Origin of the sequence: Otoolea muris, from assembly GCF_943193115.1 — a bacterium.
In the GTDB taxonomy this organism is placed as follows: Bacteria; Bacillota; Clostridia; order Lachnospirales; family Lachnospiraceae; genus Otoolea; species Otoolea muris.
Genome location: NZ_CALPCY010000015.1, coordinates 61,954 through 78,752 on the forward strand (window position 1 = coordinate 61,954; position 16,799 = coordinate 78,752).

General features: G+C 45.9%; 16 protein-coding genes. All 16 read left to right on the forward strand.

Annotated features, from left to right (window positions below):
* Positions 1-5: 5 nt before the first annotated feature.
* The 16 genes from NFS31_RS11170 (at position 6) to NFS31_RS11245 (ending at position 16,787) form a co-directional block, all read left to right on the forward strand.
* A complete protein-coding gene (locus NFS31_RS11170) occupies positions 6-836 on the forward strand; it encodes a DUF6179 domain-containing protein (RefSeq protein ID WP_251494895.1) in 831 nt (276 codons plus the stop codon).
* A 124-nt stretch (positions 837-960) separates the two neighbouring features.
* The gene (gene fic, locus NFS31_RS11175) at positions 961-1,566 is read left to right on the forward strand and encodes a protein adenylyltransferase Fic (protein ID WP_160302670.1); all 606 of its coding nucleotides are present in this window, start codon (positions 961-963) and stop codon (positions 1,564-1,566) included.
* A 137-nt stretch (positions 1,567-1,703) separates the two neighbouring features.
* Positions 1,704-2,570: a tyrosine-type recombinase/integrase gene (locus tag NFS31_RS11180; RefSeq protein WP_160302624.1), complete on the forward strand. Its 867-nt coding sequence runs from the start codon at positions 1,704-1,706 to the stop codon at positions 2,568-2,570.
* A 462-nt stretch (positions 2,571-3,032) separates the two neighbouring features.
* Entirely contained in the window at positions 3,033-3,533 is a 501-nt protein-coding gene (locus tag NFS31_RS11185) for a transcription termination/antitermination NusG family protein (RefSeq protein WP_251494898.1), read from the forward strand.
* A gap of 435 nt (positions 3,534-3,968) precedes the next feature.
* Positions 3,969-4,520, forward strand: coding sequence for a transcription termination/antitermination NusG family protein (locus NFS31_RS11190; protein ID WP_160302626.1), 552 nt, complete (start codon positions 3,969-3,971; stop codon positions 4,518-4,520).
* Between the two features lie 167 nt (positions 4,521-4,687).
* Entirely contained in the window at positions 4,688-5,914 is a 1,227-nt protein-coding gene (locus NFS31_RS11195; protein WP_251494901.1) for a DegT/DnrJ/EryC1/StrS family aminotransferase, read from the forward strand.
* A complete protein-coding gene (locus tag NFS31_RS11200) occupies positions 5,901-6,590 on the forward strand; it encodes a sugar transferase (RefSeq protein WP_160302628.1) in 690 nt (229 codons plus the stop codon). The genes NFS31_RS11195 and NFS31_RS11200 overlap by 14 nt, the downstream gene beginning before the upstream one ends.
* Positions 6,591-6,636: 46 nt before the next feature.
* Complete coding sequence (locus NFS31_RS11205; RefSeq protein WP_251494903.1) at positions 6,637-7,680, forward strand: glycosyltransferase family 2 protein; 1,044 nt, start codon at positions 6,637-6,639, stop codon at positions 7,678-7,680.
* Positions 7,673-8,926, forward strand: coding sequence for a DegT/DnrJ/EryC1/StrS family aminotransferase (locus NFS31_RS11210; protein WP_160302672.1), 1,254 nt, complete (start codon positions 7,673-7,675; stop codon positions 8,924-8,926). The genes NFS31_RS11205 and NFS31_RS11210 overlap by 8 nt, the downstream gene beginning before the upstream one ends.
* 13 nt (positions 8,927-8,939) lie before the next feature.
* Positions 8,940-10,058: a polysialyltransferase family glycosyltransferase gene (locus NFS31_RS11215; protein WP_160302629.1), complete on the forward strand. Its 1,119-nt coding sequence runs from the start codon at positions 8,940-8,942 to the stop codon at positions 10,056-10,058.
* On the forward strand, positions 10,055-11,260 hold the full coding sequence (locus NFS31_RS11220; RefSeq protein ID WP_251494905.1) for a glycosyltransferase family 4 protein: 1,206 nt from the start codon (positions 10,055-10,057) through the stop codon (positions 11,258-11,260). Before NFS31_RS11215 ends, NFS31_RS11220 begins: the two co-directional genes overlap by 4 nt.
* 354 nt (positions 11,261-11,614) lie before the next feature.
* Positions 11,615-12,616, forward strand: coding sequence for a hypothetical protein (locus tag NFS31_RS11225; RefSeq protein ID WP_251494907.1), 1,002 nt, complete (start codon positions 11,615-11,617; stop codon positions 12,614-12,616).
* The gene (locus tag NFS31_RS11230) at positions 12,501-13,616 is read left to right on the forward strand and encodes a polysaccharide pyruvyl transferase family protein (RefSeq protein WP_251494910.1); all 1,116 of its coding nucleotides are present in this window, start codon (positions 12,501-12,503) and stop codon (positions 13,614-13,616) included. The genes NFS31_RS11225 and NFS31_RS11230 overlap by 116 nt, the downstream gene beginning before the upstream one ends.
* The gene (locus tag NFS31_RS11235) at positions 13,609-14,736 is read left to right on the forward strand and encodes a Coenzyme F420 hydrogenase/dehydrogenase, beta subunit C-terminal domain (protein WP_251494913.1); all 1,128 of its coding nucleotides are present in this window, start codon (positions 13,609-13,611) and stop codon (positions 14,734-14,736) included. Before NFS31_RS11230 ends, NFS31_RS11235 begins: the two co-directional genes overlap by 8 nt.
* On the forward strand, positions 14,733-16,259 hold the full coding sequence (gene murJ, locus NFS31_RS11240; RefSeq protein ID WP_251494915.1) for a murein biosynthesis integral membrane protein MurJ: 1,527 nt from the start codon (positions 14,733-14,735) through the stop codon (positions 16,257-16,259). The genes NFS31_RS11235 and murJ overlap by 4 nt, the downstream gene beginning before the upstream one ends.
* A gap of 24 nt (positions 16,260-16,283) precedes the next feature.
* Complete coding sequence (locus tag NFS31_RS11245; RefSeq protein WP_160302635.1) at positions 16,284-16,787, forward strand: acyltransferase; 504 nt, start codon at positions 16,284-16,286, stop codon at positions 16,785-16,787.
* Positions 16,788-16,799: the final 12 nt, after the last annotated feature.

The following is a 16,799-nucleotide window of genomic DNA, read 5'->3' on the forward strand; positions in this document are numbered from 1 at the left end:
TTGAAATGGAGCATATGGATTATCCGTTAGAGGAGCTCATCCCGCTCGCAGCCGAACTTGCATCCCGGTATTCCGGATATGAGCATACCTCTGTGACATATGAAACGGCCCAGAGGCTGATGGACGCGGTTCTGTATTGCATAAATGAAGGCATAAACGGACAAAACCATGACTGCTGTGACGGCGCCGCGCTTTGGATAAAGGATATTTCCGCTAAGGACGCGTATCTGTCCGGCCGGAATATCGTGGAAGAAAAAGTCAGGGAACTCCGGGAGGTTTACAACCGGCTCATACCTGACTTCGAGGATTATAACTGCGAATGCCTGCGGCGGACGGTTGCCAGGGAAATTCCCCGGTTTCTGTCAAAATACGATTTTATATATGCCCCGCAGGAGACGCTTCTGACCTTTGATTATCCGGTTCTTGGAAATACAGGGACATTGTGCGGCATCGGCGCGGTTTTGGAGTACGTCAGGCGCGTGGAACTGGAGCAGCGTTTTTTAAAAAAATTTGCCCGCGAATACGTCATAGAGACCCTTCAGATGTACTGCCATGACTATCGTCTTCTCTTTGAAAATATCAGCAGTATCATCCTTCAAAATATCATCATGCACAGGCTTGCCGGCAGGCCGGTAAGCTCTGGAGGATTCCGTCCGGAGGAGACAGAGCGTATCAGAACGGTTTTGGGAAAAATGCCGGGCAGAGAGGCAGAGGAGCGCATTGCGGGTATGATACTGCGCCTGGTGGAACATTACTATGATAATGACAGGCGGTTGTCGGAGTATCTGCAGTGCGCCGCGCCGGATATAGCATGGAAAATCCGGCAGGGGATGTGAGGCGCGGCGATGGATCATTTCACTGGTTTGTGTTATGATAGAGGAGAAATCACAAAAGGCCATACGGAGGCCGGAGAGGGATGCAGGATTTTGGGACGCCGCCGGCGCACAGGAGAGAACAGGCATGACATTGAAAAATAAATTAAATATCACTGAATCCGCGGAGCTTGCAAGGGCGGAAGAACAGTTAAGTAAAAAAAAGGCTGTCGAGCTATATGAAAAAAGCCTTTTGGATGATTGGGAAGCGGGTACATTTTCAGGACTTGCAAAAATTCATAAGTACCTTTTTGAGGATATTTATGATTTTGCGGGAAAACTCAGAGATGTGAATCTCGCAAAAGGGAATTTCAGGTTCGCTCCTGTCATGTATCTGGAAGCCGCTTTGCGGCATATTGATCAGATGCCACAGTCAACCTATGATGAAATTGTAGAAAAATATGTGGAAATGAATATTGCTCATCCTTTCAGGGAGGGGAATGGGAGAAGCGCCCGTATATGGCTTGATTTTATTTTGAAAAAAGAATTAAAGCTTGTAGTAGACTGGGGGAGAGTTGATAAGGAAGATTATCTTCTTGCCATGGAGAGAAGCCCGATCAGGGATGTTGAAATTAAGGTTCTTCTTAAAAATGCGCTGACCGATAAAATCAATGACAGAGAAATTTATATGAAGGGCATAGACGCAAGCTATTTTTATGAAGGGTACAACGCCTTCAAATCAGGCGATTTATAAAATGAATACAAATTATCAATCATACTCACAGAGTAAAGAAGAAGCAGGAAAATGACGGAGGACCCGATCGTTTTCCTGCTTTTTGGCGTTTTGTCTGCCTGAAATTTTTGAAACATGACAGGAAGGAGAGAAGATTCATGGACGAAATCAGGCTGCTGAGAGAAGAGGAAGTTAAAAAATTTGAGAAATATTTAAAAGAAATGGAACGCGCCCCCGCGACAATTTCCAAATATCTGCACGATATCCGCAGCTTTATGCGGTACCGCTTAGGGCAAAATCCGCATTCCTGCGCGGAACCGCTCTCAAAGGAGGATGCGCTGGGATTCAAGGCATTTCTGATCCGGGACTATCAGCCCCAGAGCGTCAATTCCATGCTGGCCGCGCTCAACAGTTTTTTTTCCTGCATGGGCTGGAACGATTTGCGGGTGAAGCTGATGAAAATACAGCGGCAGATGTTCTGCGAGGAGGAGAAGGAGCTTTCGAGGGAGGAATATTACCGTCTTGTGAACACAGCCGGAAAATGCGGGAAGGAACGGCTCTCCCTGGCGATCCAGACGCTGTGCGGCCTGGGGCTTCGGATCAGCGAGCTTAAGGCCGTGACCGCGGAAGCCGTCCGCGCCGGGCGGATCCGCATTTGGAACAAAGGGAAAAACAGGACGGTTTTTATGGGAAAAAAGCTCCAGAAGCAGCTTATGGGGTATATGAAAAAGAGGCGGATCAAAGCAGGCGAGGTTTTTACCACGCGCTCCGGAAAAGGAATCAACAGGAGCAACCTTTGGCGGGAAATGAAAGCGCTCTGCGAAAAGGCGGAGGTTTCCTGGAGTAAGATATTTCCCCATAATCTGCGCCACCTGTTTGCGAGAACCTTTTATGCGGCTCAAAAAGATGTGGTGAGGCTGGCTGACATCATGGGACACAGCAGCATTGAGACGACGCGGATTTATACCGCCGCGTCGGTGAGGGAATGCAGGAGGAAGATCGAAGCCCTGGGGCTGGTGCTCTGAGGAGGGCTGCAAACCTCCTCATGCGGGCCTGTACAATCGGGCAGGAGAGATTTCGCCCCCTGCCCGCGCGCCCGTCAGCTCTGGCTGACATAGTTCCTATGGGCGTCCGTGTGCATAAAAAATACAACATAATAAGTATTATGTTGTACAAATCTCACATGCCACTCAAGGCTGTAACCATCTTACCACATGTTTTAGGGGCTTTCAACCGGAATTTTTTACAAAAATCTTAATTAAAAGGAAGAAAAGCCAAAAATAGATTCTGAAACGGGCAGGCAGTTCTTTTTATCATGTCCCATTATCCCATCGTATTTCCATGTCCCTGAGAAAGATGATCAAACTGAATAACATATGCCGGGAATGGTTTGGCCATGGGAAAGAGCCGGGAAAAGGACTTTCGGATGATCCGAGTTTTTCTACAACATAATACTTATTATGTTGTAAAAGAAAGGGGCGTTTTAAGTGAGCTGGTACGCGCTCACCTGTGAACCGGGGCGGGAGGAGTGGGTGAAGGACTCCTGCAAACGGCATTTGCCAGCGCCGGCTCTTGAAGATGCGTTCCTGTTTTCTTACGAAAGAATGAAGAAATATCTGGGACAGTGGCATGCGGATACATGCCGGATGTTTCCGGGATATGTGTTCCTTCAAAGCAGTTGTCCGGAGCTCCTCCCGGAGGCGGTGGTTCACCTCCAACGGATGTCTTTTATTTCCGGGCGCGGGATGCAGCTTATTCCCGTGGAAGAAGGGACAAAAAAGCAGATCCGGGCGCTGTGCGGGGAGCGCCGCCATATGGCGTTATCGCGCGGGAGTGTGAGGGACGGAAGGTTTTTTGCCGTTTCCGGGCCGTTGGCCGGGCGGGAGAACCTGATAGCGAGGGTGGATCTCCATAAACGGGTGGCGGTTCTTAATCTGCGGCTGGCAGAAAGCGGCCTGCCGGCGTGGGCCGGGATTGACATTGGGTAAAAAGTGATTGTGTGCTTAAAAAAATTACGCAGCGTTCATAAAGCTAGTGGGGCATATGAGGGCGAGGTAAGGACATAGGGTATAAGGATGGGTTCAGAGCGTTCGTTTGCTGTGAATATAGCGAAGCATGCGAAAAAACAGAATTCATGATCCCTGTTTGTTTTAGTTTAGACGGCTCCAGACTGCCTTCTTTGCGGTTTGTATGTATCGCGAAGCGTGACAGTTCCTTACCGGGCGCGGCCCGGCGGGGATGGGAACAGTAAGGAACTGTCTCGAAATAACTTCCCATATTCCTTGTCTTTTTCTCCGACAGCACTGCTCAAAAATCAGTTACATAGCCCGCTATGCGCCTGATTTTTGAGCAGCACTCTCGAAGAAAAATCCTGCGGACTAATGGGAAGTTATTTCGGGACAGTTCCTAAGGAGAATCGGGATATGTGGTATGTCATACAGACGACGACAGGAAAAGAACAGGAGCTGGTGGCGATGATTCATAAGACGCTGCCGGCTTCTGTGTATGAGAGATGCTTTTTTATGAAGCGCCAGCTTATGAAACGGCTGGGAGGCGAATGGCTGGAAGTAACGGAGACGTTATTTCCGGCCTATGTTTTTTTAGAGACGGATTCCGTGGAGGAGATATTTTATGGGCTGAAGGGGATTCCGGAGTTTACAAGGCTTTTGGGAGATAAGGAGGGGGAGATTATTCCGCTGGAGAGGGAGGAAGAGAAAAGGCTGAAGCTTTTATGTAAAGGCAGCCAGAGCCATGTGGTTAAGAACACGCTGGTTGCGCTGGATGAATCCGGAGAAATTGTGCGGCTGGACGGGCCGCTGAAATATTTTAAGGAAAATATCATTCGGATGAATCTCAGAAAACGGTATGCGATTATTGAAATCATGGTGAGAGGGAAGGCGGAGACCGCGCTTCTGGGGATACGGCTGGCGGGAGACAGAAGAGAGGACGGGATACGACGTTTCAAAAAGAGATAATGATCTAAGCTTGCCCGAATCGTAAATGTTCCGGACTGACCTGAGGCGTTACGATCCGGACAGGAAAAAACAGAGTTAGGGATCGATAAAACAGGGGATAAAAGGTAACAGCTCCGTTTGCCTGGGCTTTTACGACAAAAAAATTGCTTTTAAGGAGGGGGATTCACATGTTAAAGGTTCCATTTTCACCGCCGGATATCACGGAGGCAGAGATTTATGAGGTTCAGGAGGCACTTCGCTCTGGATGGATTACAACAGGGCCCAAGACCAAGGAGTTTGAGCGAAAAATCGCGTCCTTTGTCCATGCGCCCAAAGCGGTATGCTTAAATTCCGCTACGGCCTGTATGGAGCTGGCGCTTCATTTTCTGGGAATTGGCCCTGGGGACGAGGTGATAACCAGCGCGTATACGTATTCAGCCAGCGCCAGCGTGATATACCATGTGGGGGCTAAGCCGGTTTTGATCGATACAGCTCCGGGTTCATATGAAATGGATTATGATAAGCTGGAGGCAGCGATTACGGAGAGAACGAAGGCAATTATTCCGGTGGACATCGGAGGCGTGATGTGTGATTATGACCGGATTTTTGAGATTGCCAGAAATAAAAAGCATAAGTTTCACGCAGGTAATGAGCTCCAGGGCGCTTTCGGACGCGTTATAGTGATTGCCGATGCGGCCCATGCTTTTGGCGCGACAAGAATGGGGAAACATTGTGGCGAGGCGGCGGATTTTACGAGCTTTTCTTTTCATGCGGTTAAAAATCTGACGACAGCAGAAGGCGGCGCATTGGTATGGAGAGAGATTCCGGGAGTTGATAATGAGTGGATGTATCATCAGTTTATGCTGTTGTCCTTACACGGGCAGAGCAAGGATGCGCTCGCAAAAGTAAAACCGGGAGACTGGGAATATGATATTGTTTCGCTCGCGTATAAATGCAATATGACAGACATTGCCGCCGGGATCGGTATGGCCCAGTTAAAGCGTTATGCAGAAATGCTGGGGAGGAGAAGGGATATTCTGTCACGCTATGAACAGGCCCTGTCAGATCTGCCGGTTGAGCTCCTGAAGCACGATGCGGATCATTATCATTCCAGCCGTCATCTGTGTATGGTCCGTCTTTTGGGGAAGGGACAGGAATTCCGCAACAGCCTGATCACAGAGATGGCGGAGATAGGCGTGGCGGCCAATGTCCATTACAAACCGCTTCCCATGCATACCGCATATAAGAATTTGGGATTTGACATTCAGGATTATCCGAACGCATACCATCAGTTTGAAAATGAGGTTACGCTGCCTCTTCACACCTGTTTATCAGACGAACAGGCCGCATGGGTAACGGATGCGTTTCGGAAATGTTATTTTAAGCTGGCCGGAGGAGCGCATGGTACTATGTAAATGGGAGGAACTGCCGGAGTTTATGCGGACAGAGGAAATCCGGCATTACTATCTTTTGCTGAGCAGACGCCAGCCGGAGCTTGTGTTAAAACGGATATTTGATTTTACGGTTTCTTCTGTTATGCTGGCGCTTTTTGCGCCGCTTTTTTTATGTCTGGCGGTTATGGTCAAATGCGATTCCAAAGGCCCGGTTTTTTATACGCAGGAGAGAATAACACAGTATGGGAGAAGATTTTGCATTTATAAGTTTCGGACCATGGTTCAGAGCGCTGATAAAAAAGGCGGGTTGATTACAGTCAGGGGAGACAGACGGATTACACGCATCGGAAGAACACTCCGGAGATACAGGCTGGATGAGATACCGCAGCTAATGAACATCTGGAAAGGTGAGATGACTTTTGTCGGAACGCGCCCGGAAGCGCCTGAATATGTAAAACATTATAAGAAGGAGATGTTTGCAACGCTTCTCCTTCCGGCGGGCGTGACGTCAGAGGCAAGTATCTGTTACAGGGATGAGAGCAGGCTGCTTGGCGCAGGCGGTGAAACGGATAGGATTTATATTGAGCAGATCCTGCCGGAAAAAATGAAATATAATTTACGGGCAATCGAGAATTTCAGCTTTTGGAAGGATACGGGAATCATGCTTAAAACAGTGGCGGCAGTGCTGGCTAAGTAGCTGTGCGCACAGTTGGCGCATACATAACACACAGAGAGGGGAAGCATTGGATTATTTAGAGGTATCAATGATTGTCATAGCGTTAAATGAGGAGCGGTCTCTCCCTGTGCTGCTGAAAAATCTGGAGGCTCAGCGCTATGATCATAAGAAAACAGAAGTCATTCTGGTTGACGGGATGAGTACAGATAAAACCAGGCTTGTGATGCAGGAATTTGCCTCTTCAAGTGATTTTAAGCGGGTCGTATGTCTGGATAACCCTAAGAAAATTCAGGCAGGCGGATGGAATGTCGCTTTATCAGAGGCCAGGGGCGATGTCATCATACGTTTAGACGCTCATGCGTCGGTTCCCCCGGATTTTATAGAAAAGAATATACGGTGCATTCTCAGCGGCTATGATATCTGCGGCGGAAAGGTGAAAAACTATATTCCGGATGAGACACCGTGGAGCGCTGTCCTGAATGCAGCAGAAAATTCGATGTTTGGGGGAAGTATTGCGGCATTCAGGCATCAGGACAAACCGGGATTTGTAGGTACATTAGCATTTGGGGCATACCGCCGCGAGGTATTTGAAAAGACAGGAGCTTTTAATGAACAGCTTCACAGGACAGAAGATAATGAAATGCATTACAGGATGCGGAAAGAAGGATACAGGTTTTACTATAATCCGGATATTGTATCGTACAGGGAGACAAGGCCCAGTTTCAAAAAGCTGAGCGCCCAGAAGAACAGGAACGGGTATTGGATTGGAAAAACGGTAAAAGTATGCCCGGGATGCATTTCGTGGTATCACATGATCCCATTCCTTTTTGTTTCTGCAGTCATGGCGACCACTGCGCTGGCTTTTTTTGGAGTCTGGCAGACAGCAGCCGTTATGTGGGGATGCTATGCGCTGGTTACGCTTTTGATGACGGCAGCGGCTTGTGTAAAGGAGGAAAAGAGATCCGTTCTGTTTTTGGCGCTCCCCTTTTTGTTTTTTATTTTACATGTGAGCTATGGGACAGGGACGCTTACCGGTTTGTTATCGGCAAATGGGTACAACGAAAAAAATTTCCGGTTTATCCGGGCCAGGGAGGATAAGGCGAATGTTTAAAAGGGATGACTTAGATTTTGAACCTTTTGAGTCAAAGGTGTGTTTGGCGTCTCCAACCATGCATGGGGATGAGAGGAACTATATCGAAGAAGCATTTGAAGGCAACTGGATGACTACAGTCGGCGAAAATATCAATGAAATAGAGCGAATGATTGCCGGGTATATGGGATGTAAGTATGCAGTATCGCTGTCAGCGGGAACAGCGGCCTTGCATTTAGCGGTCAAGCTGGCTGGCATAAAGGCCAAAGACCGGGTATTTTGTTCGGATTTGACGTTCAGCGCGACCGTCAATCCGATTGTGTATGAAGGCGGTATTCCTGTGTTTATTGATTCGGAACGCGATACCTGGAATATGGATCCAGAGGCTCTTAGAAAGGCGTTTACAATTTACCCGGGAGTTAAGGCTGTTATGGCTGCTGATCTTTATGGGACTCCGGCGAAGCTGGACGAGATAAGGGATATTTGCGATGAACATGGCGCATACCTGATCGAGGATGCGGCTGAGTCTCTGGGAGCCGTCTACAGAGGGCGCAGGAGCGGCACATTTGGACAATATAATTGCATAAGCTACAACGGGAATAAAATCTGTACCGGAAGCAGCGGAGGAATGCTGTTGACTGACGACAGAGAAGCGGCCGAAAAAGTAAGAAAATGGTCTACCCAGAGCCGTGAGGACGCCATGTGGTACCAGCATGAGGAGCTTGGATACAATTACCGTATGAGTAATTTGATAGCCGGAGTGGTTCGGGGACAGCTTACCCATCTGGACGAACATATCAGGCTGAAAAGACGTATTTATGAAACATATAAAGAAGGGTTCAAAGAATTGCCGGTTCGTATGAACCCGTATCTGGAGGGTGTGGAGACGCCTAACTTCTGGCTGAGCTGCCTGTTGATTGAGCCGGACGCCATGTGCAGGCAGGTAAGGGGAGAACGGGATGTACTGTTTAAGGGAGAGCCGGGAAAAAGCTGTCCGACAGAGATATTAGAAGCGCTGGCAGGGTATCGCGCGGAAGGACGGCCGATTTGGAAGCCGATGCATATGCAGCCAATATACAGGATGAATCCGTTTATAACGGCTGAGGGGAATGGAAGAGCGGGGACAGATGCCTATATAAAGCGCAGGAATCCTGTGGACGTGGGAGCGGATATTTTTGAAAGGGGTCTGTGCCTCCCATCTGATATTAAGATGACGGCAGAGCAGCAGGAGAAGGTAATCCGTATTGTAAGAGCCTGCTTTAAGTAAGAGGGTGGTTATTATGGACTTGTATACGTGCAGTACGCCATATCAGCTAATGAATGCAGTCATATTGGCATCTCAGAGGCAGGTAAAAGCGGATGTTATTTTAACGAATAACAATTTGGTGCAAATCTGTAATATAGAGGCGCTGGAAAAAAAGAAGATTTTTCATCAGATATATGCATGGGATGAGATAAGCGACAAATTTTCTAATTTTTCCCACAGCAGATCCCAATATGTATTGAGTTTGTTAAAAAAGATCAGTATTTATTTCAGGACAAAGAAGCTTTGTGACAACATCCCAAACCGTGATATGGTATACCGAAATGTTTTTATTGGTTATGCCGCCTACCCGGATCAATGTATTTACTATTATTTTAAGAAAAAAGGCGCTTCGCTAATATTTTATGATGAGGGGACATATACATACGAATTTTTAAGTGTGCGTCCGTCATTCATAAGAAAAGCAGTTTCATATATCATATTTGGAAGTCTGATTGCGGATGAATGCAGGGGAGTATATGCTAGGAGGCCGGGCCAGGTGAATTGCGGAAAATACAGGGGTATTCCCGTGAAGCAGATTGACAAAAGCAGTGATGAAATGGATGTTTTTTTGATGGAGTTATTCTGTGGCAGTTATGAAGATATATCATTGTTTGCCAGGAACGTGCTCTTTTTTGATCAGAACATTGAGCGGCCGGAGATACGCAGAATGCATTCAGAGCTGGCGGATATAGCTGCGGGTATTGTTGGGAAGGACAATATGCTGGTAAAGCTGCACCCTCAATCGGGAGGAGGGATGCTGTATTCTTCCGAACTGACAACTTATTGTTCAAAGATCCCATTTGAGATAATGTTGAATGCCTGTCATGCAGGCGGCAAGGTACTGATTTCCATGTTTTCGACAGCCTGTTTTTCGCCTAAATATATTTTGGACGAGGAACCGTATATTATTTTTTTGTATAAAATAATGAAATTTGATACATATATAGAATTTAACGCACAATTCCTGCACGGGGTGGAAAGTCTGAAGAGATGCTATCAGCAGCCTGACAGGGTTATGATACCGGAAACGGTGGATGAGCTGAAAGAAAAATTGAGGATGATCGGTGACGCTGAAGGGTGGGGAGCTTTATGAAGATCATGTTTGCAGCGCCCTATATATATGATGCGCGATACAAAGAATTTTCAAAAACATCATCCGGATTTGGATATATGGTCAGGGATATCATGAAAGAGGTATCCAGGGAAAACGAGGTATTTTTGCTTACCCATCAGATAAGCGGGGGCTATTATGACGGGTATACGGCAGTAAGACACCGAATTACTGATATTTTAAAGAATATAAGAATCAGGGATCTGTGTGAAGGATTGATTCATATGCTGTTTACACAGGCGCCGTGCTCAACGAGGCTGAGATACTTATATTATTTTCTGAATAAAGGGTATATGATATACTGCCTCAGAGAAATTTCACCTGATTTGATCCATATACATGGATTGACGTATCAGACTAAGCCGTTTATAGAAGCCTGTGAGGAAATGAAGACGAATTACGTGGTTACTTTACATGGCTTAAACGGCCTGAATCATTCTGTCAGGCTGCCGGATGCTGAAAAAAAGTATGAGTTTAAAGAACTGGAAAGGCTGTTAGATGATAACCGTGTTGTGACTGTAGTGAGCACAGGTATCAAAAGGAAAATATTTAAGGATTATAAAATTCCGGTTAATAACATAAAAATTGTATTGAACGGCACAGGTTTTGAACCGGATTATTCGGAAATGAAGAGAAAAAAGCGTCTGTTTACCTTGCTGTGTATTGGCTCTTTGAGCATCCGAAAAAACCAACTGCAGTTACTCCGGGCATTTTGCCTGCTTACAAGGGAGGAACAGGAATCCATTCAGATTTATTTTGCCGGCGCGGATTCAGATCATATAAACATGGAGGAAGCAATCAGGGCAGCAGGATGCGCCGGCCATGTGCGGTATTGCGGTTTTGTTCCAAGAGAAAAGCTAAGGAATTTCTGGGAAGTTGCGGATATGAATGTTGTAGTCAGCAAAGAAGAAGGGTTTGGGTTATCAATGATTGAAGGATTTACGCTCGGGATTCCTACTCTGACCTTTGGAGATCTGGACGCCGTTGAGGATCTGTATCATCCGGATGTGATGGAGTTGATACAGGAGCGTACAGATGAGAGTGTGGCAGATGGGATTCGCAGAGCTATGTCACGTAAGTGGAGGCCGGATGTGATACGGAAATGGGGGAAACAGTTTTCGATGGAAGCAGTTGCTTCCAATTATGAGAAGGTCTATCAGGAGATTTTATCGGGAAAGGATTAACAAGACAGTATGTTGTATGAGTATAGTAGAGAGGAAATCCATCAGCCTTCTGCACGGAAAAGCCTGGCAGGAGGGATATTGTTAGCAGCATTTTCGATCCTTGCCCAGTATGATTTACCGCTCATGTCATATGGATTGGTTTTAGCGCTGTTGTACAGTGCTTTTTTTATGTTATTTCAAAGGACAATATGCCTCAATAAACCGATGCTTTTATTTATCTCCTTTGCGATCCTGCAGCAGGCAGTGATGTATGGGGTTACCAATACATTTAGTATAAATCGAAATACATATTTATTTATGTTTATATGCCTTTTTCTGCTCGCCGTTATGGGACAGATAGATAAGAATCATTTTATGAGGGTATATTCTGCCATTGGCCTCATGATGGGCTGCATCGTATTGTATCAGTTTGTTAAAGCCAATCTATTTGGAATATTACAGAGCAGTATACAGATTCTGCCTGTGGCAGAGTCGGAACAGCATTTTTGGCTTAAAGAATCAAACCGTGTATCCGGTTTGTTTACGGAGCCGCAGGGATACTGCAGCTATGTGCTGCCCCTGTTGATTATGCTGATCTTTAGAAAGCGATATAAAAGCGCTGTCTTTTTTTCTATAACTATGATTGCTTCGACCTCATCCCAGGGAATTATTCTGATGGCTTTTGTGTGGATGTATTATTTGGTTCTGTATGAACGAAATGTTGCGAAGAGAATGGCCAGGGCGATCATCTTTATGACGCTTGGACTGGCCGGCCTTTTCATTTTGGGCTGTTTGCCTGCATCCCGTTTTATTATCGATAAAATATTATCCATTAATATTTTTGGATATGATATCCGCCTTACAAAAGGCTTTCAGATATATTTTGCCATGCCGCTTCTGGACAAAATAACTGGAATCGGATTTGGAAATCTAAGAGAATATTTGTTAAACGGCGGTTTCTCTTTTTTCTGGATGAAATTAACGAAAGACACGCTGTTTGCTTATATTACAACCATGTCAAATGTTTTAGTCAGCTTTGGAATATTTGGCTTTATTTTTTATATCAACGTATTTCGGGAGAACTTAAAAACTGCCAGGGGAGAGGCAAGGCTTATGCTGTTTGTGATACTGATTTCTTCCTTTACGCAGACCATTCTTTTTAACGCATGGTTTGTCTTTAGCTGGATTGTTTTTGAGGTTGTGGATGACAAACGCAATCGAAATTATTGGAATATTCGTTTTGTATTTGGAGGAAGAGGGCATGGGGCAGACAGGAATCATAACGACCTGCAACGCTGTCAATTACGGAGCTGTCCTGCAGGCATATGCTTTGAAAACAGCGCTGGAGGATCTGGGAGCCAGGGCAAAAATTATTAATTATTGCGGGGACGAATATGTGGCTGGCCGTAAACTGTACAGGAAGGTTTCCGGTGTCAAAAGCTTACTATACAATATCCTGATATGCTTTTCGTTCAGATACAGGAAGCACAGAGAAACGGTCATTGAGTATTTTGATCGTTTTAAAAGGGAACGGCTGGAGATTGAGGGCGCTGTCATAAGGAGAAAAGAGGATATTTTACCGGATGACGGTTATTCGGCAATGATATGCGGCAGCGATCAGGTTTGGAATTTAAATCTGTTTGATGATGACGTATATTTTTTGTGCTTTGGACAGAAGTTTCCTGCTGTTCCCTGTTTTGCCTACGGCGTAAGTATTGCGGAGCGGATGACAGAAGCGCAGGAAGCGCTGCTTAAGGAGCGCACTAAACATTTTGAGGCGATTTCGGTTCGCGAAAAGGATACCGCGAAATGGCTGGGGGATTTACTAAAGCGATCTGTAGTCAACGTAGTGGATCCTGTATTTTTGCCCAGGCGTGAAAGGTGGGAGTCTTTAGTAGAGGGTGAGGAAGGCGGCGGTCAGCGATATATGTTTGTATATTTTATTTCTCACGCCCGGGAAGACAGGCAGATAGTGGAAACGCTCCAAAGCCGGACCGGATTAAAGATGAGGGTATTGAACCTGCATCCGGTTGACTATATCAAGGGCGCCGAAACATCGTATGGGGTAAAGCCGGAGGAATTTGTGCGGCTTATTAAGGATGCTGAAATAATCGTGACAGATTCGTTCCACGCAACGGCCTTTTCCATTATTTTCAATAAAGAATTTTATAATATACGACGATCGTCCAGAAATATACGGATTGAAAACCTCTATAATATTTTTGATATGGAGCGCCGTTATGTAAAGCTTGATGAAATGGGCGGCCGCTGGCAGAGAACAGGTATTGACTATACGGAAATCAACCAGAGGCTGGTTCTGCTTAAGGGGGATTCCATGCGGTATTTAAAACGGATAGCTGAGGTGGATAATGGTTGATTTGAATCATCCGGGATGTACGGGATGCGGAGTTTGCGCCCTGGTATGTCCCAGTCATTGTCTGGAGCTTGCGATTGATCCGAATGGGGAATACAGGCCCAGGATAACGGGCCGGCCGTGCAGCTCGTGCGGTTTATGTGAAAGGAAATGCATCGCTGTACAGGTGGATGAGGAATGGTCTGACATTCTGGATTGCTGTTACGGATATGCGAATGATCCAAAGCTCCGTTTCCAATCGACATCCGGCGGTGTGTTTTACGCAATTGCGCAGATGTTTATTAAAAGGGGAGGCGTCGTTGCGGGAGCTGCCTTTAACTCCGACGGGGAGCTCACGCACATCATTGCCGGGAGTGAGTGCGAATTACAAAGAATCCGGGGGAGTAAATATCTGGAATCAAATGCAGCAAAGGTATTTCCCGGGGTACAGGCTTGTCTGGAAGAGCAGGTGGAGGTGTTATTCTCCGGTGTTCCGTGTGAGATCAGCGCGCTCAAACGGTTTTTAGGAAAAAAATATGACAATCTGACCTGCTGTGAAGTGTTCTGCCACGGAGCGCCAAGAGTCGGGATATTTAAGAAATATTTAAGATACCTGGAAAAGAAATATGGAAAAATGAGGAAATTTGAGTTTCGTTCCAAGAGAAGGGGGTGGGATTGCCCTTCTTATGAGATATGCCTTGAAAAAAAGACGATTTTTCATGCTCATGAAAAGGATATCTATCATCTGATGTTCGGGTATCATGATTCACTGAGGCAGAGCTGTTTTCAATGCGCGCGCAGAAGTTTAAAACGGGGGGCGGATATAAGCCTTGGAGACTTCTGGGGGATAGAGAAATACTATCCGGAGGAGAAAGTAAAAGCCGGAATTTCGGCCGTTTTGATCAATACGGAGCAGGGAAAAAGGATTTTGAATTCTTCAGATATAACCACGGTTCCTTGCAGGGCAGAGGAGATTTTTGATATAAACCGCTGGATGATTTCAAATTTTGACAAACCGAAAAGCTATGCGCGTTTTACAAACGACTATAAAAGGATGACGGACAGCGTATTTTTTACAAAATGGAAATTTATGTATCAGATTGTGTACAGGATACGAAATCTGATCGGCAGGTTTCTGAGATGAGTATAAAAAGATTGAAAGGTACAATCGGCGGACTGGTTTTTATGACCTTTTTTTCACAGTTTTTGTCCTTTGTAAGAGAAATCATTTTTGCATATTGCTATGGCACGGAGTTTGAGGCGGACGCTTATGTAATGGCGAGCCAGATTCCGGTCACACTGTTTGCGGTTGTGACGACGGCGATCAATACGGTGATTTTGCCTGTATATATCGATAAGAAGGAAAATAAAGGCGGGGATTGCGCAGAAGTTTTTTTGAAATCATTTATGGCAGTATTTGGAATCCTGTGCATAGGTCTGACTCTGATAGCCGAGGTGTTTGCGGAGCGTATTGTCCGCTTGTTTGCGCCATATTTTGTGGGAGAAATCTTTGATCTGACGGTTGTATATACAAGAGTTTTGTTTCCCACTATTATCTTAACAGCCCTGACAAATCTGATCACAATTGTATACCATGCAGAGAAGAACTTTATATATCCTGTGACGGCCGCTCTGCTCCAGAACGGCTCGGTTATCGTATGTATGGCGGTGTTTGGCCGGAAATACAGTACCGGCGCGGCTGTGGCTGGGACCGTGGCGGGGATCGCGCTCAATATGATTTTTATGCTCGCGCCCAGAGTCAGGATACTCCTGGGGCCTGTCAGGTTATCCGATTTAAGGCAGGATATTTGGAGAGTGTTGTATCAGGTGATTCCTGTGACGGTTGGCGTGGGCGCGGCGGAAATAAACCGTATCGTGGATCGCGCGATTGCTTCCGGGCTGGATACGGGCAGTATTACATCGCTTAATTACTCCAATAAATTGACGGTAGTGCTGTCTTCATTGATTCTCAGCGCGCTCGCCACAGTGGCTTTTCAAACGTTTTCTTCCTGTTATGTAAAGGGACAATTCAGGGAAAGAAGCAGTGTACTGACGCAGTATATTACCGTTTTGCTGGTTCTGTTAATACCAGTTACGGTTGGAGCCATGCTTTTAAAGAGGGAAATCATCGCCGTAGTGTTTGCAAGGGGGGCGTTCGATGAAACTGCGCTGAACCAAACGGCGGCGGTTTTTCAATATGCTGTAATTGGAATTGTTTTTATCGCAGTCAGGGAGATATTGTCAAAATATTTTTTTTCATCCGGCGATACGAAAACGCCTATGGTGAATACAGGGATTGGGGTGTTCGTCAATATTGTACTGAATGTGGTTCTTTCCCGTTTTCTGGGAGCGGGAGGTTTGGCGCTGGCGGCTTCCATTTCAAGTATCACTGTATGTTCCCTGTTGATGATAAAAATTGTTTTAAGGGAAGACAAGGCAGTTTATAAAAAGATGGCAGTTGATTTGATAAAGATACTGGCGGCGGCGGCGGGAATGTCTGTCTGCCTGCTTTTTTTTGGATCGCGAATGACAATTCATAGTAATTTATTAAAGTTAATTGTCTATACCGTGATGGGAGCATGCGTATACTTTGCTGTATTGTGGCTGACAGGACGGGATATTTTAAGGTATACAGCGGAGACGTTCTTTCACGAAGTTAAGAAGTAGATTGAGCATATAGAAAGGCCCCTGATGGGTGGATGGAATAAGCAATTGAAAAAATACTTGTGGGAAGTATTTGTAAATGGAATATTGTCGAGTCGGATCGTGGGATGGAGAACACGCAGGCTTTTTCTGAAGATACTTGGTATCGAGACGGGAAAGGGAAGTGCAATACACAGCGGAATTTATATATCTGGCTCGAAATTGAGAATGGGAGATTACAGCTATATCAACAGGAATTGTATGATTGATTCCTGTCATGCTCCCGTTATAATTGGAAATTATGTGGGAATCGGTTATTCATGTAAATTTTTTACGACAAATCATGATTGTTCCAACGCACAGAAGCGCAGCGGACGGGTCGAAGGAAGACCGATCATGATAGGCGACGGCGTATGGATCGGGGGAGGGGTTACGGTGTGTCCCGGCGTAACCATCGGAAGCGGCTGTGTGATAGGCGCAGGAAGCGTAGTGGTTAAGGATTGCGGGGAAAATGGGCTCTATGTGGGAAATCCTGCAAAGAGAATCAGATGATTGGAATGAGGT